Genomic DNA, 22,885 nt, shown 5'->3' with positions numbered 1-22,885 from the left:
TTTATAACCATGTCTACAGGGAAAACACGCCTTGCTCTGGCGCTCGGCGCACTGCTGCTGCCTGCCGCTGCGGCCTCGGCGGCCGGTAACGATACGCTGGTCTACTGCTCCGAAGCTTCGCCGGAATCCTTCAACCCGCAGATTGCCAGCTCCGGCCCCTCGTTTGTGGCCAGCTCGCAGGTGCTCTACAACCGCCTGATTACCTTCGATCCGCAGAAAAATACGCCGGTTCCTTCGCTGGCCACCGACTGGACCGTTTCGCCGGATGGCAAAACCTGGACCTTTACCCTGCGTAAAGGCGTTCAGTTCAACAGCAATAAATACTTTAAGCCGACCCGCGATTTCAACGCCGATGACGTGCTCTTCTCGGTACTGCGTCAGCAGGATGCAAAACACCCGTACCATAACGTTTCCCAGGGCAGCTACGAGTACTTCCACGACGTCGGGCTGGATAAGCTGATCAAAGAGGTTAAAAAGCTCGACGATTATCACGTCCAGTTCGTGCTGGCTGAGCCGAATGCCGCTTTCCTCGCCGACTGGGGGATGGATTTCGCCTCAATTCTCTCCGCGGAATATGGCGACGCGATGCTGAAAAAGGGCACCCCGGAGTACGTCGATACCTGGCCTATCGGCACCGGCCCGTACGCGCTGCAGCAGTATAAGGTGGATTCCCAGATCCGCTATATTGCGAATCCGCACTATTGGGAAGGCGAGGTGCCGACAAAGCATCTGATCTTCTCGATCACGCCAAACGTTGAGACGCGGCTGGCAAAGCTGCAAACCAACGAGTGCCAGATCATTCCGGCGCCTTCACCGGTGCAGTTCCCGGTCATCAAAGGCAATAAGGATCTGGCGCTGCACTCGGTTGAGGCGCTGAACGTTGGCTATCTGGCGTTTAACACCGAGAAAAAGCCGTTTGATAACCTGCTGGTGCGTCAGGCGCTGAACTACGCGACGGACAAGCAGGCGATCGTTAAAGCGGTATTCCTCGATTCCGGCACCGTGGCGAAATCGCCGCTGCCGGCCAATATGCTCGGCTATAAGAAAGATCTCCCGGACTACGACTACGATCCGCAGAAGGCTAAAGCGCTGCTCAAGCAGGCAGGGCTGGAAAATGGCGCAGAGGTCACCCTGTGGTCGATGCCGGTTCAGCGGCCGTATAACCCGAACTCCCGCCGCATCGCAGAGATGATTCAGAGCGACTGGAGCAAGGTTGGCGTCAAGGCCAAAATCGTCAGCTACGAGTGGGGGGAATATCTCGCCGGGATGCGTAAAGGCGAACACGATAGCGCCCTGTTTGGCTGGATGTCGGATAACGGCGATCCGGACAACTTTGCCGGCACGCTTTTAAGCTGTGATAACATCAAAACCGGCTCTAACGTCGCTCGCTGGTGCGACAAGTCCTACGACGCGCTGGTGAAGAAAGCGCTTCTGGTCAGCGATCCGCAGGCGCGGGCCAAGCTGTACGGCCAGGCGCAGGAGATTTTTTATCAGCAGGCGCCGTGGATCACCCTGGCGACGGGAAAAACCTTCTATGCCACACGCAGCAACGTCAGCGGCTATAGCGTGAGTCTGATGGGCAGCGATTTTTCAAAGGTAAAACTGAATTAAGCCGAAAGGAGAGCAGGATGGCACATCTGGATGAGGTTATCGCCCGCGTGGACGCGGCGATTGCCGAAGGGGTGATTACCCACATGAACGAGCTGTTGATCGAACTTAGCGATGACGCCGGGCTGGATCGCGACGATCGCTATACCCAGCAGCAGCGTTTACGCACCACCATTGCGCATCATGGACGCCAGCACCAGGAAGAGCAGGAGGGGCGGCGTGAGCAGTTGACCAAGGGTGGATCTATCCTCTGATATCCGCATCAGAACTGGCGTCTGGCCACCAGCCAGGCGCCAATCACCAGCATGACCGCTCCGCAAAACGGCCCCACCAGCGCGCGAAACGGCACGCCGTGGGCGCGGACTAAATCGATGATCAGGCCGCCGACCAGCTGGCTGGCGATGAGCACCGCAATGGTGGTCGCCGCGCCGATGTTCTGATACCCGCTGATGCTGGCAAAGACAAAAAACGACCCCAGCAGGCCCGGAATCAGCGTCCACCACTTCACGCTAACCGCCAGCTCATGCATGCCCGCCGCGCCGTGGCGCAGGAGCAAAATGGTGACGAAAATAACAATCCCGACCAGCGAATTAAGCAGCATCGCAATCAGGATTGTCGAGGCGGACTGGGTAATGCGCACCATCAGCGTATTCTGCACCACCAGCCCGATCCCGGCGGCGATAAGGCAGGCCAGCGTCAGGGACTGATTCATGCCTCGGGATCCGGATCGCGGCGATCGTCGAGCTGGAGCTGCATAAAGGTCAGGTCCAGCCAGCGGCCGAATTTGGTGCCGACCTGCGGCATCTGGCCGGTGGTCACAAAACCGAGGGTTTCATGGAGATGCAGCGACGCGTGGTTCTGCGCCTCAATGCCGGCGACCATCACGTGTTTCTTCAGGCGACGGGCTTCATTAATCAGCGCCACAAGCAGGGTGCGGCCAAGCCCTTTTCCCTGGCGATCGGGGTGCACGTAGACCGAATGCTCGACGGTATGGCGAAAGCCGTCGAAGGCCCGCCAGTCGCCAAACGATGCGTAGCCGGTCACCACGTCGTTCTCTTCGCTTACCAGCACCGGGAAACCGGCCAGCTGGCGCGCTTCAAACCAGGCAATGCGGTTATCGGTATCGACGGTTTTATCATTCCAGATAGCGGCAGTGTGCAGCACCGCATGGTTATAGATCTCGGCAATCGCCGCACAATCCTCTTTACAGGCATAGCGGATGGTCATAGCAAACCTCAAGTTTCGTACACTATAGTAGTACGATATTATTACAATAATGTACGCAATGCTGTCATCTGTTTTAGGCGAAATTTTTTACTAAGGTACGCCAGCCGGCGCGGCGACAAGCGGATGGAGGGAATCAGAGCCGTGGAAACAGGTTACCTTTCATGGTCTTGTTACGCCGTATTTCATACACTATAGTACTACGCTATGAATACTATCGAAGACAACATCAATCAGCGCATCAGCGCCCGCATTCGCATCGAACGTGAGTCCCGAGGCTGGTCTCTGAGCGAGCTGGCGGAACGGGCCGGCGCGTCGCGGGCGATGATCCACAAAATCGAACGCGGTGAGAGCAGCCCGACGGCGTCGATGCTCGGGCGTCTGTCCGGCGCCTTTGGCATCAGCATGTCGACGCTGATCGCCCGCGCGGAGATGCAGGAAGGCAAGCTGCTGCGTTTTGCCAACCAGCCGGTGTGGCGCGATCCGCAGAGCCACTATCTGCGCCGTCACGTCTCGCCGCGCAGCGACCTGCCTATCGATCTGGTGCAGGTGGAGCTTCCCGCCGGTAGCGATGTCCCGATGCCCGCGGCCTCCTATGCGCTGGCGCGCCAGCTGATCTGGCTGCAGCAGGGCGAGCTGGTCTTTGTTGAGGGCGCCACGCGTCATGAAATGCAGGCGGGAGATTGCCTGGAGCTGGGGCCGCCGAACGACTGCCGTTTTATCAATGAATCCGCCACTTCCTGCATCTATCTGGTCGTCAGGCTGAATCAATCTGCCTCATAATGCCAATGCAGGCGGCGGTAATTGCGGCTAGCCTCAGTACAGGTCTTTAAAAGAGGAGTTTGCTATGGCTTTTAATTCGCAACGTCACCGTCGCTGGGTGCTGGCTTCTCGTCCACACGGCGAGCCGACCAGGGAAAACTTTCGTCTGGAAGAGGGCGATGTGCCCTCGCCGGGCCCGGGACAGGTGCTGTTACGCACCGTGTTTCTCTCTTTAGATCCCTATATGCGCGGCCGCATGAGCGATGCGCCCTCCTACTCGCCGCCGGTCGCCATCGGCGCGGTGATGGTGGGCGGCACGGTGAGCCGGGTTGTCGCGTCAAATCATGCTGACTTTACCCCCGGAGAGTGGGTGCTGGGCTACGGCGGCTGGCAGGATTATGAGCTGTCTGACGGCAGCGGGCTGGTGAAGCTGGGCGCACAGCCGGAGCATCCATCCTGGGCGCTCGGCCTGCTGGGCATGCCTGGTTTTACCGCCTATATGGGGCTGCTGGATATTGGGCAGCCGAAGGCCGGCGAGACGCTGGTGGTCGCAGCCGCCACCGGGCCGGTGGGCGCAACGGTAGGGCAGATTGCTAAGCTTAAAGGCTGCCGTACCGTCGGGATTGCCGGCGGTAGCGAGAAGTGTCGCTATGCGGTTGAGACGCTGGGCTTTGACGTCTGCCTCGATCACCGCGCGCCTGATTTTGCCGAACAGCTGGCGCAGGCCTGCCCGCAGGGCATTGACGTTTACTATGAAAACGTTGGCGGCAAGGTGTTCGATGCGGTGCTGCCGCTGCTCAATACCTCGGCGCGGGTGCCGGTGTGCGGCCTGGTCAGCGGCTACAACGCGACCGCGTTGCCCGACGGCCCGGACCGTCTGCCGCTGCTGATGGGCACACTGCTGAAAAAACGGATTCGGATGCAGGGCTTTATTATCGGCCAGGATTACGGCCACCGTATCGCCGAGTTCCAGCAGGAGATGGGGCGCTGGGTGCAGGAAGGTAAAATTAAGTACCGCGAGCAGCAAATCGACGGGCTGGAGAGCGCCCCGCGCGCGCTGATCGGCCTGCTGAAGGGCGAGAACTTCGGTAAAGTCGTGGTCCGCGTTTCGCCGGACGAGTAACACTTATGCCCCGGCGGCGTTGCGCGCCGGGGCGACGATCTGCAAGGCGCCAGAAATGGCGCGCCCTATACGGGGTTTTCCTTAACTCATCTCTTTATTAAATATCCTGTCTTACCTCTCTTCCGCGAACGTGAATACGTTACCTCAGCGGCTAACCGTAACGCGCCATGCCACTCTTTCCAGATGAGTACTGATGCACAATATTGAATTTTTAATAGACATTTAATTACAAAATATTACATTTAATGTCGCAACATTTCAAAAAATGGAGTTTTTGATGCTGACATTATTGCCTGCCGCTCGCCGTCTTTGGTTTTTTGTTGCACCGTTACTCATACCTTTTTCTCTGTCAGCGGCACCTTTGAGTCCGGCCGACCAGAGCGCCATTGAGCAACAGCAGAAGGCTCTGCTGGACCATACTCAGCAGCAACGAGAGGCGCTCCGAAACAGCACGCCCATACAGCTTTCCCCGGATAAGAGTTTGTCGGCTGAAAAAGGTCCATGTTTTGCTCTTAAGCAGCTCCGGCTGCTGGGCAGCACGGTTTTGCCTCGCGATGCGCTGAAAACGCTGACATCAGTGCCGGCAAAAGGATGTATGTCCCTGCAGGAAATTCAGCTACGCGTCCGCGATATCACTCAGGCCTATCTCTCCCGCGGTTTCATTACCTCCCACGCCTGGCTGCCGGAACAGGATATTTCTGGTGGGCTTCTGCTGATTGAAGTCACTGAAGGAAAAGTGGAAACCATCACTCTTGCCGGCAGCCAGGATAACGCCCTCAGAATGGTGTTCCCGCAGGCCGAAGGTCGGATTCTGAATCTGCGGGACCTTGAGCAAGGACTTGATCAGCTTAATCGCCTGCGGTCCAGGGCCCTGACCATAGATATTCTTCCCGGGAGCAGGGAAGGTTTCTCCCGGGTGGAGCTGATCGCAACTGACCATCATTTGCCGGTGAGCCTGAGTTTAGCGGTTGATAATAGCGGGCAAAAAAGTACCGGCAGCAGGCAGATGAATGCGCAGCTGACCGTGGATAATCCGTTCAGCCTGGCGGATCAATGGATGCTATCCGCAGGCAGGGACAGCGAGTTTCATCATGACCGCCGTAGCCGTAACCTTCAGGTCGGAGTCACAGTACCTTACGGATACTGGCTATTCAGCGCGCAATACGGCTGGTCCGATTTTTATCAGACCTTATCTGTTGGTGATTCTGACTCTCGCTGGCGGTACGACGGAACCGTCCAGACTCAGCGTTTGGCGGTTAGCCGAACCCTATGGCGTGACGGGAAACAGCGGATGGCGCTGGATATGGCCTTTTCTCGCCGGGAAACTGAGAACCGTCTGGGAGACGTACGTCTCGGCGTCAGCAGTCCAACGCTGACCAGCGTAGTCGCTGGGCTCAGCTACAGCCGGAGTCTCGGTAATGGCTACCTGACGGTCGGCCCATCGCTTTCACATGGGCTGAGTCTCGCAGGAGCTACCCGCGACGACCCCGCTCACCCAGAACTCCCGCGCAGCGAATTCCGCCGCTTTAGCCTGAGCGCTAGCTGGTTTTATCCTCTGACTCCCTCTCTCTACTGGCTGACATCCGCATACGGACAAACCACGCCCGATCGCCTTTATGCCAGCGAGCAGCTATCCGTTGGCGGACAGTACTCGGTCAGGGGATTTAAAGAACAATATCTCAGCGGCAACCGCGGCGGCTACTGGCGTAATGAACTGACATGGCAATGGATGACCATTCCAGGCATGGGAACGTTGTCAGCCACGGGGGCGCTGGATGCCGGGCATGTGGTGGGCCAGAAAGGAATAACCGATGGCGGCACGCTGACGGGGACCTCCCTAGGGCTGGAGCTGGCAGGCCGCTGGCTCAGCCAGTCTTTGACCGTTGCCATGCCGATATCGTATCCCGACCGACTTAACCCGGATAAACAGGTGGTTTACTGGCAGGCCACCGTTTCACTTTAACTGCCGGCACACAGCAGGGGCCCTTTGGCTCCAGAATAAAAGGATGTTCAGATATGGATAAGCTTGCCCATCCGCTGGCCAGGGGCGCCAGTTGGCTGTTGATCTACCTTACCGCCGTTCAGCCTTTACATCCCGCAATTGCCGCCGGTATCGTTGCAGCTAACGGGAATACTCAGGTTGTCATCAAGCCCGGTAACGTACCGGTGGTGAACATCGCCACGCCAAACGGTGCCGGCATTTCACATAACACCTATCAGGATTTCAACGTGGGGGCCCCCGGTGCCGTGTTAAATAACGCGACGCAGGGCGGAAAAACTCAGCTGGGCGTCACCATTGACAACGGTAACGCCAGATTAAAAGGCAAACCGGCTGAACTCATTATCAACGAAGTCACCAGCGGCAATCGCTCAGAGTTAAAAGGCAAGCTGGAAGTTTTTGGTAATAAAGCTGGCGTAATGATAGCCAACCCGAACGGTATTACCTGCGATGGTTGCGGATTTATTAACGCGCCTTCGGTTACCCTGACCACCGGCAAGCCGCAGTTTGATAAACAAGGGGCTCTGGATGCATTAGCCGTTAAGAAAGGCTCAGTGATTATCGGCAACAATGGCCTCGACGGAAATAGCGCGGAGTATGTTGATATTATCAGCCGGGCAACTGAGCTAAATGGAAAAATTAACGCGAAAACCCTCACCATGACCCTGGGGGCGAACCAGGTCAGTTTTAAGGATGGCACGGTAAAACCTGTTGCCGGGGAGGGGGCTAAACCTCAACTTGCCGTCGATACTAAGGCGCTGGGCGGCATGTATGCCGGAAAAATCCGCCTTGTTGCCACCGAAGACGGGGTGGGGGTCAACCTGAACAGAATTACCGCCACCCAGCGGGATATTTCCCTGACGACGGCTGGAAAAATTATCCTCAGCAACGTCAAAGCACAGACCGACCTGAACGTTAGCGGTCGGGAAATCGTCACGTCAGCCGGCAGCAGCGTGCGGGCAGAGCGCGATGTGACGCTGGCGGCCACCACCGTGGATAACCGCAGCGGTACCACGGCCCATGGGGATATGCGGGTGTTTGCCTCCACGGTGCGCAACACCGGCGAGGGCGCCGCCCTGCACAGTAACAACAATCTGTGGATACAGAAGGATGCTCAGGGTAATAAAGCGACTCTGGTGGAGAATCGCTCTGCACGTATTCAGACCAATACCGGTGATTTGGTCATCCGTACAGAAACGCTGAACAATACCCGTGATGTTCTGACTTACGAATGGAAAGATATCAGTCCGGACTCAACGCAATTCGTGAAATTACCGCAGCATCGTACTATCAACTCTATTCGGCATGCATCCGGAAATATTACTCTCGCCGACGTGACATACTGGAATGCTCAACTGGGCGGGAAATGGTTTGGTACGGTTGATTTTAATCAGACTGCGCTGGTTAACAGTGGGCGAAAAGAGTTACGCAGGACGGCATCCTCTCCTGCTGCTTCAATTCTGTCCGGAGGAAATAGCTATTTAAACGCTACTCAGCTAATCAATAATGAAAGTCAGATTAAAGCCGGACGCGATCTGATTATGACCGGAAAGACGCTGAAACATATTAGCGGCAAAACGGGGATTATGGATACCTGGGCGGTTTACGATACATCTTACCGACCATCCGGTACCGCATCGTCGCCGGTACCGGAAAACCAGCTTACGATTGCCGGCAAGCAAACTAAAACTTACACCTTCCAGAAAACAGGTGAACTCCTGAGCTGGAGGAATTCAGCGTTATCTCCAGCGACCCTGGCGGCAACAGGTAATCTGGTGGCTGATTTCTCTGAGCGGATTGAAAGCTATGAGCCTTATGATACCCGGGCCGGATATTCGGATGTTGTCGCTCGACCCGACACCATCACCGCAAAAAATATCCTGCTGCACGCAGGTAGCATTATTACCACTGATGTCATCAAGGCTGCCGGTGATATTACACTTCAATCAGATACTTTTACTAAAGTCGCACTGGCGCTACTGACCGCTGGCAAGGACATTTCTGTTTTAGCTGGCGGGAATATCGACTCATGGCAAAGTGAACTTAAGGGGCAAAATATCACTCTCGTCAGCCGCACTGGCGACGTGAACTCGCACACCAGTGAACAGCCGAACTATTTCCATGCCGATGGCGTCCGTTGGCTAGGGAGTGTTGAAGCGACAGGGGACCTTCTGATGACGGCAGGAGGAAATATTTTACTGAGGAATACCCGCCTTCCCGTACAAAGTAAAAACATCACTCTGATTGCTAACGGCAACATCACCATCGATAAAAATGAGGCCATGCTGAGTCATGAACGACCAGGATATGTCCTGTCAGCAGCCAGGTCACAGGAGCTTTTTAATCAGATGTTGCCAGGGGATCCTCTGCGCGCATCTGGGGATATCACGCTAAGCAGCGGGAAGTATTTAATACTACGCGGTATACAGGCTGATGCCGGAGGGAATATTAATATGACCGCTGGCGTGCATGCTGATATGAATATGCGCACCCTGAGCGGCCGGTTCAACCCATACTTTGCTGAAAACCGTACGCCTGAATTGCGCAGTTCACTGACCGCGGGAAAAGATATCCTCATTAATGCTGCTGCGGATATTGCATTGCCTGGCGCCAGTGTTATAGCCGGAAATAAAACTACCCTGCAGGCCGGGAAAAATATCTGGCTCGGCGCTTATGGCTATGGCGTCACGGATGGTCAGAACGATAACAACCGCGATGAGCTTAATGTACTTACCAACCTGCGCGGGGCGCGGGCACTGACGCTGGCGGCAAACGAAAGTATCCTGGCCGACGGCAGCACCCTGACATCGAACGATAATATCACGCTGACCTCCGGCGGGAATATGCAATTGCAGTCCGCGGGGGACCGTTTATCGGGAGTCCGGGAATACCTGGACGGAGACCGTCAGCCAGACCGGTGTGACGCTTAATGCGGGTGGCGCCCTGACGGTGATTTCGGGCGGCAGTATTCTGTTCCAGGCATCGCGACTGTTGGCGAAAGGCGCGATGGACGTGGCGGCGAAAGGCGGCTGGCTATACGCCCAGGCGATGGAAGAATCCAGCCATTATGAGAAGCAAACCACCAAACGGAAATGGTGGGGACAGAAAACCACGGTTAAGCAGACAAAGCATACGACCACCAATCGGGTGACTGAGTTTACCGCCGGAGGCAATCTTAACCTGCTGAGTCGCGATGACAGTACCTATGAAGCCAGCAAAATTGAGGCGGGGAAAAATGCGACGCTGACCAGTACTAACGGAAAAGTCAATTTCCTTGCGGTGAAGAATACGACCTTCGAGCAGACCGTCAGCACCTCGAAAGGCTTTTATATTAAACAGGCAGATAAGGGATACAGCGAAGGGAAATGGGTTCTTCCTTCCGTTTACGCCGGCGGTAAGCTGACGGTGGATGCGGCAAACGGCATCAGTGCTGATGTCAAAACCAAAAATGGTCAGGCGCTGCAGGGAGCTATTACCGCCCTCGGCGTTCAGTCGGGCACCGAATGGCTAAAAGGGTTGAACACCCGCAATGACGTACAGTGGAACGAGGTTAAGGATGCCTATGACAGCTGGAACTATAAAAGCCAGAGCCTGAATCCGGCCGTTGCCGCGGTGATTGCGATAGCTGCTGCTGCAGTTACTGCCGGAACAGGGCTCGCTGCTTTGGCTGGAAGCAGCGCTATTACGGCAACCGGTGTCACGGGCGCAACGGCTTCCGCGGCAGTGTATGGCTCAGCCTATGCGGGTATGACATCCCTGGTTTCCCAGGCAGCGGTTGCGTTGGTTGAAAATCAGGGGAATCTGTCAAAAACCCTTAAAAGTCTGGAAAGCAGCAGCTCCGTTAAATCTCTGGCAACCTCTATGGTTATCGGCGGGGCGCTGGCCGGGTTTGACGAGGTGATGAACGTTAGCGTGGCGCCGGACAAGGCGCGCCTGCCTGCTCTGGTGAAAGATGAAGGATGGAGCAAGGTTACCCAGCGCGTGGCCGGTCAGTCGGTTATCAGCTCCAGCCTGAACACCGGCATCAATGGCGGCAGCTTTAAGGACAATCTGGTCAACGCGCTGTTATCAAATATTGGTAATCAGGTTCAAGCCGAAGGCGCGGGGCTGATTGGTGACAACGGTGAAGTGTTAGGCGTGGCCGGGAAATCGGTCAGCCATGCGGTCCTTGCTGGCATCAGCGCGGAAATCGGGCTGGGTGACGGTAAAGGTGCGGCCACTGGTGCCCTGGCGGCGGAGCTGGCCGGTGTCATCATGCAAAGCTCGTTATTCGAACCCGCTAACCTGAATGAGCAAGAGCGCCAGTTGCGGCGTCTGCAGGAAGCGCTAAACGGTAATGAGGCAAAAGAGCAAACGGCACGCGTGATTGGCGCGTTGACCGGCGCGCTGACCACACATACGCCTGAAGGCGCATACAGCGGGGCGGACAGCGCGCAAAATGTTTACCGCTACAATATGACGGAGCATATGTTGCAACAGTATGCCCTGGATAATCAGCGGGATATTCTGGCTGCAGATAAGGGGGATAAGGACGCAGCTAAACGCGTTCAGGCTCGCCGGGAAGCGGCAGTCATGGTTGCTGTTACCGCAGGCGGTGGGCTTGCTGTCACCGTCGGAGGATTAACAATCTTAGGGGCAGCGCCTGAAATAGTTTTAGCTGCGCGTCTGATTGTTGCTGGATGTAAGACCAACCCGGCGTTATGTCTGAACCAGGCGGGTATCTATGCTGCCGATATTATTGCTCCAGAGGCACTTATTGGCGTCGGACCTATTGTTGCGGGTAGTACTCTGGTTGTGGGCAAAACCCAAGACCTGGTGAAAAATCTAACGCTGCAAGCAGTTCATTCCGCTGATACATCTTTGAAAAATAAGGCATTCAATCTGCAACCTGTTGCTGATACTATAAAGAAAGAGTTGTTAGCCGGTAGTTTATTTAAAGTTGATAATGCTCAACTCGGTAAGAAATTAGGAAAGCATGTTGAGGATTTCGGTGGTAATGCATCTAATGCTTCAGACAGAAATATGGTTCTGTCACGTATTATGGACATTGGAGAACATCCTGAGATAGTTGTTTCAGGGACATTTTCTGGCCAAGGGGTAAATGGTGGTAGGGGGGATGTAATTTTCCGAATAAAGGATAATGATGTGGTTGTAACAAAACTTGATGGGACTTTTGTCACTATTTTAAAAAATGGTGTATTCAATAATACATCTGTGAAAAACGCACTGAAGGAAAATCCATAACATGATAAATGAAAATATGCAAATGTATGGAGAGGAAGTGGTAGGACGGATACTAAAGTCCGTATGCGGTCTTATGTTCACATGCGATGAACAGACTTCATTCGACAATCTGCAAGAGATAACGATGGAATTTGGCCCTTCATCCTTTTTTATGAGATTAGCTGGTGGTATTGATGGTGCCTCATTGTTGCTGGATGAATTGCCATTGTGCAAAAGTGATATGGGTGAATATGGCAAGCTTATAATAAGAAATATTTCTTCGAATCCTGCTTTTATTGAGGTGATTGATAAGAGAATCATTGCTTTTAATATGGTGTATTCTGGGGTTGAACAAAAAATCATTGGAGTTAATCTTCAGTTTGATAACTCAATGGAAATCTCCATTTTAAATTTGGGTGATCAATTATTTATTTTCAATAAAATACCGGATGATGTTTTTAGGGAGGAATTTATGGAATTGAAATCAGTTAAATCCTACTGATATTTTTCCGGGGGACTGCGATTGAAACTACAGTCTCTCGGTACTCAAAAATTGTTGATAGGTAAGAACCGAAACTGTAGATGTCAAACTCTTTAGGTATTTAACCTTCAGTATAGATATTTCCAGCTAAGTCACAGGTGGTTAGCCTGCCTCTCTCTATTATCGTTAATGATTTTTTATTTATTGGTTGGTAGAACATTTTTCACAAATATAATTGTGGTGTTTACCTTTTTTACATACTCGGTAGAACGTGAGTCTATATTTTAGATAAACGATTTGTTAAATATTTCGCTCACAAAAATAACGCCAGATTTACGCTTCCTAAATTGTTTTAATTTATTATTGTTATGGTTTATTTGCTACCGACTCTAGAATGGATTTATTGAGGCTATTAGGATATGTTTCGTCTGCTAAAGATATAGTGGGGATGTTTTGTGTGTGTTTTTGAATGGATGGAATGTTTTTTATCTTAATTTTTATTTTTCTTCAGAAGATGATTTTCTTAGTTTGTTTTTTTATCTAAAGGATCGAGAACTTTTGTTTTTTCGATATTTTTGAGATTTTCTGTTTTTCAGCCACCAACCGTCAGCCGCCGGGCCAGTCATTAACGCCGCCGCCCGGCGGACTCCCCGGGCGGCGGCTGCGGCATGTTACTCAAATCGCCATGCGAGGTTCAGGCCAACGCCGTAGTTACGTCCCGGCGCCGGTTCGTAGTAGCGGCCGTTGGACTCGTTGACGATCACCGACCCGACGTAGCTGCGGTCAAACAGGTTATCGATACGGCCGAAAACGTCCATATCCATATTGCCGTAGCTCCACTTATAGCCGCTGGTGAGTCCAACGACGGTCCACGACGGCGCCTTAGCTGTGTTCTCATCGTTAGCCATGATATTGCTCATGTAGCGAATATCGCTGCCCGCGTACCAGCCGCGATCCGGCTGATAGCCAAACGAGGCGTAGCCCATGTTACGGGCGATCCCCGGAATGCGGTTACCGTTGCAGCTGGCGTCATCGCAGACGTTGGTCCGGTAGGTGGCGTCCAGCCAGGTCCAGGCGGCCTTCAGGCGCCAGTTCTCAGCGAACTGCTGATCCAGCCCCAGCTCCATTCCCTGACGGCGGGTTTTGCCGGCGTTTTTATAGCTGGTGCGTCCGCCGCTGCTGGCGTCAACGACAATCTCGTTATCGGTATTGGTCTGGAACAAAGCAGCGGTGAACAGGCCGTTGCCGATCCGCGTTTTGCTGCCGATTTCAAACGTCTCGTTGGTTGAGGGCTGCAGGCCAAAGTTCAGGCCGCCCTGGTTGCCGGAGCGATAGGAGAGCTCGTTGATGGTCGGCGTTTCAAAGCCGCGGCCCGCGGAAGCGTAGACGTTCCACGCATCGGTCAGCGCATACTTCAGTGAACCCGCCGGCAGCCATTTGTGGTAGCTGGCGTCGCCGCTATCGTCGCCGTTGCCCGAGGTAATGTAGTAATCGTTTGAATCGAACCACACCGAGCTGTAGCGCACCCCGGCATCGAGAGTCAGTTTCTCCGTCAGCTGCCACTGGGTCTGCAGATAGGGGTCGATATTCCACATCAGGTTGCGTTCGTTGCGGCGCAGGCTGCCCTCTTCGCCGTACTGCGGCGCACCGTTGGCCATCACGAAGTTTTCAAACCCTTTGCGGCGCTCGCTCATGGTTTCGTAATCAAGCCCGGTGGTGAAGGTCACCGGCACCAGCAGCTCGCCGCGATGGGTCCAGCGGGTATCGATACCCTGATAGTGGCGGGTGAGGTCAATCACGCCGCCCGCGTGGCTCGGGTTAAGCTGCGGCGCGCGCGGAATCGACTGATACTGCGTGGTTTCACGCTCGCCGGCGTACATCATCACGCTCAGGTCGTCGCGCTCGCTCAGCTGGCGCTCGTAGCGTAAACCGGCCTGGGTCTGTTTGGTCGATTTGCGGGTGTTGTACTGATCGCCGCGCGGCGATTGGCGCGGGTTATTCTGCCACTCGTCGTAGCTCAGGCCGCCGGCATCGTTGGCTTTGATATCCACGCTGTTGAACAGCAGCGTCAGCTTACTGACGTCGTTGATGCGCACGCCCAGCTTCGCGTTGGCGAGGTTTTTCCGCGCGCCGCTGTGATCGCGGTAGCCGTGAGTGGTGAAGCGGTTGGTCGACACGGTGTAATCGACGTCCCCGGCGTGGGTACCGTCGCCGACGGCGCCGGTGGCCTTCATGCCGTAGTGCCAGGTACCGAAGCTGCCGTAATAGCTGCTGGCTTCGATGGTCGGCGGCTGGCTGCCGCTCTGGCTGGTGACGTTAATCACCCCGCCGGAGGAGTTGCCGTACAGCGCGGAGAAGGGCCCGCGCAGAACCTCCAGCGACTCTACGCTGCCGATATCGATATTGGAGGTTTGCCCCTGGCCGTCGGGCATGGTGGCCGGAATGCCGTCAACGTAGATCCGCAGCCCGCGCACGCCGTAGGTGGAGCGAGAGCCGAAGCCGCGAATCGAGAGCTGCAGGTCCTGAGCGTAGTTCTGCCGGTTTTGTACCTGCAGGCCGGGCACCGCGCCCAGCGACTCGGAAAGGTTGACCCGCGGCGCGGCGTGGCGCATGTCGTCGCCGTTGACCACGCTGACGGCGGCGGGGGTATCAAGTTCGGAGACCGTCGTTGGGGCGGCGGTAACGACCATCGTCTGCTCGCCTTCTGGGCTGGACTGAGCCATAGCGACCAGCGGCAAGAGGAGGGCGGGAAGCGCAACCGTGCGCACGGAAAGGATTTTCATGGAAACACTCGCAAAACGAACCAAACGGAACATATCTCCATATGTTAACTCTTTTGTAATTTTTTGAAAATTATTAACGGAAGTTTAGTTAAATAATGGCAACTATTGGCTATTTTTTTCGCCCGCGAGCGCAATTATCGCTCCACTTTGTGTTAAATAATGATTATTATTCGCATCTATAAAATAGCGTAAAGCCATGACTTTACGCCACGGAAGCACTGTCGAGCAGGCACATATTTGTTTTATCAAAGGGAGTCGTCATGTCATTACGTCATCTGTCCACGCCGCGTCTGCGCCGTTCACTGTTGTTAACTTCACTGCTGCTGGCGGGGAGCTTCAGCGCTCACGCGGCGGAAGAAATGCTGCGCAAGGCGGTTGGAAAGGGCGCATACGAGATGGCTTATAGCCAGCAGGAAAATGCGCTATGGGTCGCGACATCGCAAAGTCGTTCGCTGGATAAAGGCGGGATCGTCTATCGCCTCGACCCGACGACGCTGGAGGTCACTCAGGTTATCCATAACGACCTCAAGCCGTTCGGGGCGACGATCAACAACGCCACCCAGACGCTGTGGTTTGGCAACACCACCGACAGCACCGTCACCGCGATTGACGCCAAAACCGGCGCCGTGAAAGGCCGTCTGGTGCTTGACTCCCGCAAGCGCAGCGAAACCGTGCGTCCGCTGGCGCCGCGCGAGCTGGCGGTGAATGAGAAGACCAACACCGTTTATATTACCGGGCTGGGTAAAGAGAGCGTTATCTGGGTGGTTGATGGCGACAAGCTGACCCTGAAAGAGACCATTACCAACACCGGCGCGATGGCGACCGGGCTGGCGGTTGATGCTGACGCGAAGCGCATTTACACCACCAATGCCGACGGCGAGCTGCTGACTATCGACAGCGACAGCAACAAAATTCTGAGCCGTAAAAAGCTGCAGGATGACGGTAAGGAGCACTTCTACCTGAACCTGAGCCTTGACACCGCGGGCCATCGCGCCTTCATCACCGACGGCAAACAGCCGGAAGTGCTGGTTGTCGATCTGCGCGACGGCAAGGTGCTGGAGAAAATCGCCGCGCCGGAATCGCTGGCGGTGCTGTTCAACCCAACCCGCAATGAAGCCTACGTGACCCACCGTAAGGCCGGCGAAGTCAGCGTGATCGATGGTAAAACCTACAAGGTTGTGAAAACCATCAAAACGCCAACCTATCCTAACAGCCTCGCGCTCTCCGCCGACGGTAAAACGCTGTACGTCAGCGTGAAGCAGGAATCAACCCGTCAGAAAGAAGCCACTCCGCCGGATGACGTTATCCGCATCGCGCTGTAAAGATTTAGCGGAGGGGGAGACCCCTCCTGCTCGCCTGAATCACCCTCTGTTACAATCACCTGTTAGCCGTATTAACCTAATGGCTTTATAATCAGTGCTTTCCCGCCTGCTGCGGGAGAGTGGTAATCTTTCTGGAGACGATATGAATAAGCCATTTATGGTTCTGTGCGCCGGCGCGATGCTGGCTTTACTGGCGGGCTGTACTTCAAACTATGTGATGACAACGAAAAGTGGGCAGACCATTGTGACCCACGGCAAGCCACAGCTGGATAAAGATACCGGCATGACCAGCTACACCGACGAATCGGGCAATCAGCGCCAAATTAACAGCAGCGACGTTTCGCAGCTGGTTAAAGATAACTAAGTCTGGATCGTCGTTGAAAAGTGCGGTTTGACCGGTTTAGGCCAAACCGCAATCGCGCTATTTTTGCGCCGTCTGCGCACCCGGTGCGGTGCTATGAATCGCCGCCACCCGGCGACGAACGCCAAACCAACCGGCGACCAGCAGCACCGCAATCAGCGGAATTGAACCGATGGTGTAGGTGCCGTTCGGATAATCGAAGGCCATCAGCACCAGCACGCTGAGCAGGAACAGCAGGGTCAGCCAGGAAGTGAACGGCGCCCCCGGCATTTTAAAGCTCACCTCCGCCGCTCTACCTTCTTTAATCGCTTTTCGCAGCCGCATCTGGCAAACCACGATAAAGCCCCACGACGCAATAATCCCCAGCGAAGCCACGTTGAGCACGATCTCAAAGACCTGCGACGGCACCAGATAGTTGAGGAATACGCCGATGACGTAGACCGCCAGCGTCGCCAGAATTCCGGCGTAAGGCACCTGATGGCGGCTCATCTTCGACATAAACTGCGGCGCGGAGCCGCCCATTGACATCGAACGCAGAATGCGCCCGGTGCAGTACAGGCCCGAGTTGAGGCTGGAGAGCGCCGCGGTTAAGACCACGATATTCATCACGCTGCCAATGTACGGCACGCCGAGCTTCGAGAAGAAGGTGACGAACGGACTTTGCCCCGCCTGATAGGCATTCCACGGCAGCAGCAGCACCAGCAGCACCACGGAACCTACGTAGAACAGGCCGATACGCCAGATCACGCTGTTGATCGCGCGCGGCACCATGGTCTGCGGCTCTTTGCACTCCCCGGCGGCGGTGCCGACCAGTTCGATGGAGGCAAAGGCGAACACCACCCCCTGCACCAGCACCAGCGCCGGCATCAGGCCGTGCGGGAACAGGCCGCCGTTATCGGTAATCAGGTGGAAGCCGGTGGCGTTGCCGTCCAGCGGTTTTCCGCTGCCGAGAAAAATGGTCCCGATCACGAGGAATGCAACAATCGCCAGCACTTTGACCAGCGCAAACCAGAACTCCATTTCGGCAAACCACTTCACGCCGATCATATTCATGGTGCCGACGATCGCTAGCGCGCCGAGGGCGAAGACCCACTGCGGAACGTCGCCGAACGCGCCCCAGTAGTGCATATAGAGCGCCACGGCGGTGATGTCGACAATGCCGGTCATCGCCCAGTTGACGAAGTACATCCAGCCGGCAACGTAAGCCGCTTTTTCACCGAGGAATTCGCGGGCGTAGGAGACGAAGCTGCCGCTGGAGGGCCGGTGCAGCACCAGTTCACCCAGCGCGCGGAGGATAAAGAAGGAGAACAGGCCGCAGACCAGATACACCAGGGCCAGCGCGGGCCCCGCCATCTGCAGGCGCGCGCCGGCGCCGAGAAACAGACCGGTACCGATTGCGCCGCCGATGGCGATCATCTGCACCTGACGGTTGCCCATTGCCTTGTGGTAACCCGACTCCTGCGAGTTGAGCCAGTGACGTTTTGCGGCCTGATGCTCGGCCGCGGCGTTGTGTTTTGTATTCATTGATGAACCCATTTTCCTGTCAATGTCCATGAGTGGTCCCCGCACCGCCGACTGGCAGCACGTTATGCTGGCTTTCTCATCATTCTGGCGTAGGAGATAAGCAGAGCATGGCGCAGCATCCTACACGCAACGTGATAGTGACGCACGTAAAACATGTTTGCACCGCACTTGCTTATATATCAATGGGTTCAGCGCCGTAGCGCGTCCACAAGCAGGGAAAAGGCGGCGGTGTGCTGGCGGCGGCTGGGGTAATAAAGATGGTAGCCGGTGAAGGAGGGCGTCCACGCTTCGAGGAGCCGTACCAGCTGCCCGTCGGCGAGAGCCTCGGCAACGGAATCCTCCGGGACATAGGCCAGCCCGAGGCCCGCAGCGGCAGCATCTATGCGCTGCGGAAGGCTGTTTAGCGTGATTTGTCCGTCAACGCGGACGCGCACTTCGCGCTCCTCCTGCGCAAACTCCCAGGCATAAATGCCGCCGAGGGTCGGTAAGCGCATGTTAATGCAGCGGTGGCGGTCGAGCTCATAGGGCGTTTGCGGCGTGCCGTAGCGCGCAAGGTAGTCCGCCGAGCCGACGACGGCCATGCGCATATCGGGGGCGATCCGTACCGCAATCATATCCTTCGCCACCTGTTCGCCGAGGCGGATCCCGGCGTCAAAGCGCCCATCGACGATATCGGTCAGGCCATTATCAACGGTAATTTCGATATGAATGTCGGGATACTGCAGCATAAAGGGTTTCAACGTCGGCCAGAGCACCGTGCTGGCGGCGTGCTCGCCGGCGGTAAGGCGGATATTGCCGGCCGGATGCTCGCGGGTGTCACGCAGGGCGCTGAGCTCCTGCTCAATTTCCTGCAGATGCGGGCCGAGGCGCTGAAACAGCCTGTCGCCGGCCTCGGTTGGCGCGACGCTGCGGGTGGTGCGGGTCAGCAGGCGCACGTCGAGCCTGGCCTCCAGATTGCGCATGGCGTGGCTCAACGCCGACTGAGAAACGCCGAGCTGCGCGGCGGCGCGGGTAAAGCTGCGCTCGCGGGCCACCACCATAAACGACAGCAGGTCGTTAATATTGTCTTTAAGCATCGTTATTCCGGATTAATGAATTTGGCTCATGGTTCCTTTCTTATTTTGCAGTCTAATCGCGGCCCGGCGCTTGCGCTATCTTTAGTGCAACACCTAAGAGGAGAGCATCATGAATATTAGCCACAGCGGCTCACAGCCATCACGAAAAGGTCCCGCAGACTGGTTTACCGGCGACGTGCGTATCGACGCGCCTTTTCAGGCCACCGAGCCGGCGAAAGTGGGCGGCGCGACGGTCACCTTCGAGCCCGGCGCGCGTACCGCCTGGCATACGCATCCGCTGGGCCAGACGCTGATTGTGGTCCAGGGACGCGGCTGGCTGCAGGAGTGGGGCAAAGAGCCGCAGGCGCTGAATCCGGGCGATATCGCGTGGATCCCGCCGGGCGTGAAGCACTGGCACGGCGCCAGCAGCGCGACCGCGATGGTGCATATTGCCATCGCCGAAGCGGAAAACGGCAGCGCGGTGACCTGGCAGGAGCACGTCAGCGACGAGCAGTACCAGGGCTGCTAAACGCTACCGCCGCCGGTTAGCGCAGGCGCTGCGCCGGAATTTTCCTCACCCGGCGCGGCCGTTTGTCGGCTATTATTCTCAGCCCCACAACAAGACATGGCTGAGCGCAGACGATGAAAATCAACGTAGTAGGGACCAGCGGCGTCGGCAAATCGACCCTCGCCGGGCGGATTGCCCGGCAGCTGGCGCTTCCCTGTATCGAAATGGATCGGCTCTACTGGCTTCCGCACTGGCAGGGCACGCCGGACGAAGCGTTCTTTGCCAAATTAGCCGCCGCTACCGCCGGGCCGGGCTGGGTGCTGGACGGCAACTATAACCGCAGCCGTCAGATCAAATGGCGCGATGTCGATCTGGTGGTCTGGCTCGACTACGGATTCTGCCGCACGCTGCGGCAGGCGGTGTGTCGCGCCGCCGCCCGCGCCAGCCGCCATCAGGAGCTGTGGCCCGGTACCGGCAACTGCGAAAGCTTCCGTCGCTCCTTTTTTAGCCGCGAATCCATTATCTGGTGGACCATCAAAACCTGGCGTCACAATCGCCAGCGCTACCTTGCCGATATGGCCGACCCGGCCTGGCAGCATATCCGCTTTGTGCGCCTGCGTAACCGGCGTCAGACGGAGGATTTTCTCCGCCAGTTGACAGCGCAGCCTGCTCAGCATTAAGCCCGTATATCTATTTTCCGGCAGAGCACATGTAAATAAATTGTTTCTCAGCCGCCTCCCCAGATTCTAATAATGCAGACACGTTAGTTAATACGAGTCTGCGAAATGTCTTATCGAATCAGTATTCTGGATAAAAGTCCGCTTGCGGCTGGGGAAACGGCCGCTCAGGCACTGACCCGAACTTTAACCCTTGCGCAACAGGCTGAGGCTTGGGGATATCATCGCTTCTGGATAGCCGAACACCATAATACCGATCAATTAGCCAGCCCGTCGCCGGAGCTGGCGATCGCCTGGATCCTCGGCCAGACCCGGCAGATTCGCGTTGGGTCCGGCGGGGTGATGCTCCAGCACTACAGTCCCTATAAAGTCGCGGAAAACTTCAACCTGCTGGCCTCTATTGCGCCGGGTCGGGTGGATCTTGGCGTCGGCAAAGCGCCCGGCGGCCTGCCGCTCTCCACCCGCGCGCTGCAGCAGGGGCTGAATCAGGAAGATAAAGGCACCTTTGCCGACCAGCTGGCCCAGCTTGATAACTGGCTGTCGCTGACCGAGGCTGAAGGTGAAGAGAGCGTGCGGGCAACGCCGATCCCGCCGCGGCGCGCGGACGGCTTCCTGCTCGGCGCCAGCCTTGAGAGCGCTCGTCTCGCCGCCCAGCTTGACTGGAACTTTGTCTTTGCCGCCCACCTTAACGGCGATAAAGCGCTGCTTCGCGAGGTGCTGACCCGCTGGCGCACGCTGAGCCGCCGGGATGCCATTATCGCCGTGCAGGCGATCGTCGCCGAGGATCGTGCGGCGGCGCGGGATCTCGCGCAGCAGGTTGAGGTCTGGGGCGTGGAGCTGGAAAACGGCCAGCGGGTGACCGTTGGCAGCGAGGCTCAGGGGATCGCCTTTGCCCGCCAGGCGGGGAGCGCCCCGACGCGCATTGCCCGCCGCGAATCCTCCCTGCTGGCCGGGACCGCCGAGGAGGTCAAAGCGCAGCTGGACGAGCTGCACGCGGAGTGGGGAATTGACGAATTCATCATCGATACGCCGGTCGCCGAAGGTGAGGCGCGGCTCAACTCGCTGCGCCTGCTGGCCCAGGTCCATCAGGGTGCGGAGGTGCTGCCATGAGCTTTGCTGAACAGCTGATCCGCTGGCGGCGCGAGCTGCACCAGTACCCGGAGCTCTCCCTGCAGGAGGTGGCTACCACCGCGCGCATCCGCGACTGGCTGCAAAGCGGCGGCCTGCGTCTGCTGCCCTACGAGCTGAAAACTGGCCTGGTGGTTGAGGTGGGCAGCGGCGAAAAGCTCATTGCCCTACGGGCGGATATTGACGCGCTGCCGATCGAAGAAGCGACCGGCCTCGCGTATCGCTCGCAAAACGAAGGCGTGATGCACGCCTGCGGCCACGACATTCACACCAGCGTGATGCTGGGGGCCGCGCTGCTGCTCAAAGAGCGCGAAGCGCAGCTGCCGGGCCGGGTGCGGATCCTGTTCCAGCCGGCGGAAGAGAATTTTGGCGGCGCCAAAACGCTGATCCGCGCCGGCGCTCTGGAAGGGGTGGCGGCCATTTTCGGGATGCACAATGAGCCGGGGCTGCCGGTAGGGGAGTTCGCCACCCGCGGCGGCGCCTTTTATGCCAACGTCGATCGCTTCGTCTTTAAGGTCACCGGCAAAGGCGCTCACGCCGCGCGTCCGCACGAGGGTAAAGACGCCATCCTGCTTGCCAGCCAGCTGGTCACCCTGCTGCAGAGCGTCGCCAGCCGGGAGGTGAATACACTCGACTCGGTGGTGCTGAGCGTGACGCGGATCCAGGGCGGCAACACCTGGAACGTCCTGCCGGAGAGCGTGGAGCTGGAAGGGACGCTGCGCACCCACAGCAGCGAAGTGCAGCAGCGGGTGAAGGCGCGGGTAAGCGAAATCGCCGCCGGTTTTGCCAGCGCCTTCGGCGCGCAGATCGACGTTTTCTGGTACTCCGGGCCAACGGCGCTGGTTAACGATGAGCGCTGGGCGGCGTTTGCCAGCGAGGTAGCCGACGACGTCGGCTACCGTACCCATCACGCGGACCTGCACATGGGCGGGGAAGATTTTGCCGTCTACCTGCAGCATATTCCCGGCGCCTTTGTCAGCATCGGCAGCGCCAGCGAATTCGGTCTCCACCATCCCGGATTTAATCCGGATGAGAATTTAATCGCCCCGGCGGCGCGCTATTTTGCGACCCTGGCGGAACGGGCTTTACAGCAAATTTAAATTTTAA

At 56.7% G+C, this 22,885-nt stretch carries 17 protein-coding genes and 1 pseudogene; 13 read left to right on the top strand and 5 right to left on the bottom strand.

Features of this window, described 5'->3' with window-relative positions:
• Positions 1-9: 9 nt before the first annotated feature.
• Both GVK32_RS08010 and GVK32_RS08005 read left to right on the top strand, forming a co-directional pair.
• Positions 10-1,611, top strand: a complete 1,602-nt coding sequence (locus tag GVK32_RS08010; RefSeq protein ID WP_159870039.1) for an ABC transporter substrate-binding protein — start codon at positions 10-12, stop codon at positions 1,609-1,611.
• 17 nt (positions 1,612-1,628) lie between these two features.
• Entirely contained in the window at positions 1,629-1,862 is a 234-nt protein-coding gene (locus GVK32_RS08005; RefSeq protein WP_159870036.1) for a YdcY family protein, read from the top strand.
• 8 nt (positions 1,863-1,870) lie between these two features.
• On the opposite strand, the gene GVK32_RS08000 is transcribed toward GVK32_RS08005, so the two are convergent.
• Both GVK32_RS08000 and GVK32_RS07995 read right to left on the bottom strand, forming a co-directional pair.
• The gene (locus GVK32_RS08000) at positions 1,871-2,320 is read right to left on the bottom strand and encodes a DMT family transporter (RefSeq protein ID WP_159870033.1); all 450 of its coding nucleotides are present in this window, start codon (positions 2,318-2,320) and stop codon (positions 1,871-1,873) included.
• On the bottom strand, positions 2,317-2,835 hold the full coding sequence (locus GVK32_RS07995) for a GNAT family N-acetyltransferase (RefSeq protein ID WP_159870030.1): 519 nt from the start codon (positions 2,833-2,835) through the stop codon (positions 2,317-2,319). Before GVK32_RS07995 ends, GVK32_RS08000 begins: the two co-directional genes overlap by 4 nt.
• 204 nt (positions 2,836-3,039) lie before the next feature.
• Between GVK32_RS07995 and GVK32_RS07990 the strand changes: the two genes are divergently transcribed.
• The 5 genes and pseudogenes from GVK32_RS07990 (at position 3,040) to GVK32_RS07965 (ending at position 12,441) form a co-directional block, all read left to right on the top strand.
• The gene (locus GVK32_RS07990) at positions 3,040-3,615 is read left to right on the top strand and encodes an XRE family transcriptional regulator (RefSeq protein WP_095097557.1); all 576 of its coding nucleotides are present in this window, start codon (positions 3,040-3,042) and stop codon (positions 3,613-3,615) included.
• Between the two features lie 64 nt (positions 3,616-3,679).
• Entirely contained in the window at positions 3,680-4,717 is a 1,038-nt protein-coding gene (locus GVK32_RS07985) for an NADP-dependent oxidoreductase (RefSeq protein WP_159870027.1), read from the top strand.
• 277 nt (positions 4,718-4,994) lie between these two features.
• A complete protein-coding gene (locus tag GVK32_RS07980) occupies positions 4,995-6,680 on the top strand; it encodes a ShlB/FhaC/HecB family hemolysin secretion/activation protein (RefSeq protein WP_159870024.1) in 1,686 nt (561 codons plus the stop codon).
• A gap of 53 nt (positions 6,681-6,733) precedes the next feature.
• Positions 6,734-11,690, top strand: a pseudogene (locus GVK32_RS28865) (DUF637 domain-containing protein); the annotation flags it as partial.
• Between the two features lie 394 nt (positions 11,691-12,084).
• On the top strand, positions 12,085-12,441 hold the full coding sequence (locus tag GVK32_RS07965; RefSeq protein WP_159870018.1) for a hypothetical protein: 357 nt from the start codon (positions 12,085-12,087) through the stop codon (positions 12,439-12,441).
• A 650-nt stretch (positions 12,442-13,091) separates the two neighbouring features.
• Here the strand turns inward: GVK32_RS07965 and pqqU are convergent.
• A complete protein-coding gene (gene pqqU, locus GVK32_RS07960) occupies positions 13,092-15,203 on the bottom strand; it encodes a TonB-dependent receptor PqqU (protein WP_200842849.1) in 2,112 nt (703 codons plus the stop codon).
• A gap of 260 nt (positions 15,204-15,463) precedes the next feature.
• On the opposite strand from pqqU, the gene GVK32_RS07955 reads away from it, so the two are divergent.
• Positions 15,464-16,525 (top strand): YncE family protein, encoded by a 1,062-nt coding sequence (locus GVK32_RS07955; RefSeq protein ID WP_159870015.1) that lies wholly within the window; start codon positions 15,464-15,466, stop codon positions 16,523-16,525.
• 142 nt (positions 16,526-16,667) lie between these two features.
• Complete coding sequence (locus GVK32_RS07950) at positions 16,668-16,889, top strand: YgdI/YgdR family lipoprotein (protein WP_041145366.1); 222 nt, start codon at positions 16,668-16,670, stop codon at positions 16,887-16,889.
• 57 nt (positions 16,890-16,946) lie between these two features.
• Here GVK32_RS07950 and ansP read toward each other — a convergent pair whose 3' ends face one another.
• Positions 16,947-18,410 (bottom strand): L-asparagine permease, encoded by a 1,464-nt coding sequence (gene ansP, locus GVK32_RS07945; protein ID WP_159870012.1) that lies wholly within the window; start codon positions 18,408-18,410, stop codon positions 16,947-16,949.
• 188 nt (positions 18,411-18,598) lie between these two features.
• Positions 18,599-19,486, bottom strand: a complete 888-nt coding sequence (locus GVK32_RS07940) for a LysR family transcriptional regulator (RefSeq protein ID WP_159870009.1) — start codon at positions 19,484-19,486, stop codon at positions 18,599-18,601.
• Positions 19,487-19,595: 109 nt separating this feature from the next.
• Between GVK32_RS07940 and GVK32_RS07935 the strand changes: the two genes are divergently transcribed.
• The 4 genes from GVK32_RS07935 (at position 19,596) to GVK32_RS07920 (ending at position 22,878) form a co-directional block, all read left to right on the top strand.
• Positions 19,596-19,994 (top strand): cupin domain-containing protein, encoded by a 399-nt coding sequence (locus GVK32_RS07935; protein ID WP_123707801.1) that lies wholly within the window; start codon positions 19,596-19,598, stop codon positions 19,992-19,994.
• A gap of 113 nt (positions 19,995-20,107) precedes the next feature.
• Positions 20,108-20,653 (top strand): adenylate kinase, encoded by a 546-nt coding sequence (locus GVK32_RS07930; protein ID WP_159870006.1) that lies wholly within the window; start codon positions 20,108-20,110, stop codon positions 20,651-20,653.
• A 105-nt stretch (positions 20,654-20,758) separates the two neighbouring features.
• A complete protein-coding gene (locus tag GVK32_RS07925) occupies positions 20,759-21,760 on the top strand; it encodes an LLM class flavin-dependent oxidoreductase (RefSeq protein ID WP_159870003.1) in 1,002 nt (333 codons plus the stop codon).
• Entirely contained in the window at positions 21,757-22,878 is a 1,122-nt protein-coding gene (locus GVK32_RS07920; RefSeq protein WP_159870000.1) for a M20 peptidase aminoacylase family protein, read from the top strand. The genes GVK32_RS07925 and GVK32_RS07920 overlap by 4 nt, the downstream gene beginning before the upstream one ends.
• Positions 22,879-22,885 lie beyond the last annotated feature (7 nt).

The organism is Klebsiella sp. 18074, from assembly GCF_902705905.1.
Classification (GTDB): Bacteria; Pseudomonadota; Gammaproteobacteria; order Enterobacterales; family Enterobacteriaceae; genus Klebsiella; species Klebsiella terrigena.
This window is presented reverse-complemented; position numbering and strand designations above follow the sequence as displayed.

Excerpts from the sequence above, each read along its gene's own strand:
- GVK32_RS08010 (WP_159870039.1), top strand. The coding sequence starts at position 10 with ATGTCTACAGGGAAAACACGCCTTGCTCTGGCGCTCGGCGCACTGCTG.
- GVK32_RS08005 (WP_159870036.1), top strand. The coding sequence starts at position 1,629 with ATGGCACATCTGGATGAGGTTATCGCCCGCGTGGACGCGGCGATTGCC.
- GVK32_RS08000 (WP_159870033.1), bottom strand. The coding sequence starts at position 2,320 with ATGAATCAGTCCCTGACGCTGGCCTGCCTTATCGCCGCCGGGATCGGG.
- GVK32_RS07995 (WP_159870030.1), bottom strand. The coding sequence starts at position 2,835 with ATGACCATCCGCTATGCCTGTAAAGAGGATTGTGCGGCGATTGCCGAG.
- GVK32_RS07990 (WP_095097557.1), top strand. The coding sequence starts at position 3,040 with ATGAATACTATCGAAGACAACATCAATCAGCGCATCAGCGCCCGCATT.
- GVK32_RS07985 (WP_159870027.1), top strand. The coding sequence starts at position 3,680 with ATGGCTTTTAATTCGCAACGTCACCGTCGCTGGGTGCTGGCTTCTCGT.
- GVK32_RS07980 (WP_159870024.1), top strand. The coding sequence starts at position 4,995 with ATGCTGACATTATTGCCTGCCGCTCGCCGTCTTTGGTTTTTTGTTGCA.
- GVK32_RS07965 (WP_159870018.1), top strand. The coding sequence starts at position 12,085 with ATGGAATTTGGCCCTTCATCCTTTTTTATGAGATTAGCTGGTGGTATT.
- pqqU (WP_200842849.1), bottom strand. The coding sequence starts at position 15,203 with ATGAAAATCCTTTCCGTGCGCACGGTTGCGCTTCCCGCCCTCCTCTTG.
- GVK32_RS07955 (WP_159870015.1), top strand. The coding sequence starts at position 15,464 with ATGTCATTACGTCATCTGTCCACGCCGCGTCTGCGCCGTTCACTGTTG.
- GVK32_RS07950 (WP_041145366.1), top strand. The coding sequence starts at position 16,668 with ATGAATAAGCCATTTATGGTTCTGTGCGCCGGCGCGATGCTGGCTTTA.
- ansP (WP_159870012.1), bottom strand. The coding sequence starts at position 18,410 with ATGAATACAAAACACAACGCCGCGGCCGAGCATCAGGCCGCAAAACGT.
- GVK32_RS07940 (WP_159870009.1), bottom strand. The coding sequence starts at position 19,486 with ATGCTTAAAGACAATATTAACGACCTGCTGTCGTTTATGGTGGTGGCC.
- GVK32_RS07935 (WP_123707801.1), top strand. The coding sequence starts at position 19,596 with ATGAATATTAGCCACAGCGGCTCACAGCCATCACGAAAAGGTCCCGCA.
- GVK32_RS07930 (WP_159870006.1), top strand. The coding sequence starts at position 20,108 with ATGAAAATCAACGTAGTAGGGACCAGCGGCGTCGGCAAATCGACCCTC.
- GVK32_RS07925 (WP_159870003.1), top strand. The coding sequence starts at position 20,759 with ATGTCTTATCGAATCAGTATTCTGGATAAAAGTCCGCTTGCGGCTGGG.
- GVK32_RS07920 (WP_159870000.1), top strand. The coding sequence starts at position 21,757 with ATGAGCTTTGCTGAACAGCTGATCCGCTGGCGGCGCGAGCTGCACCAG.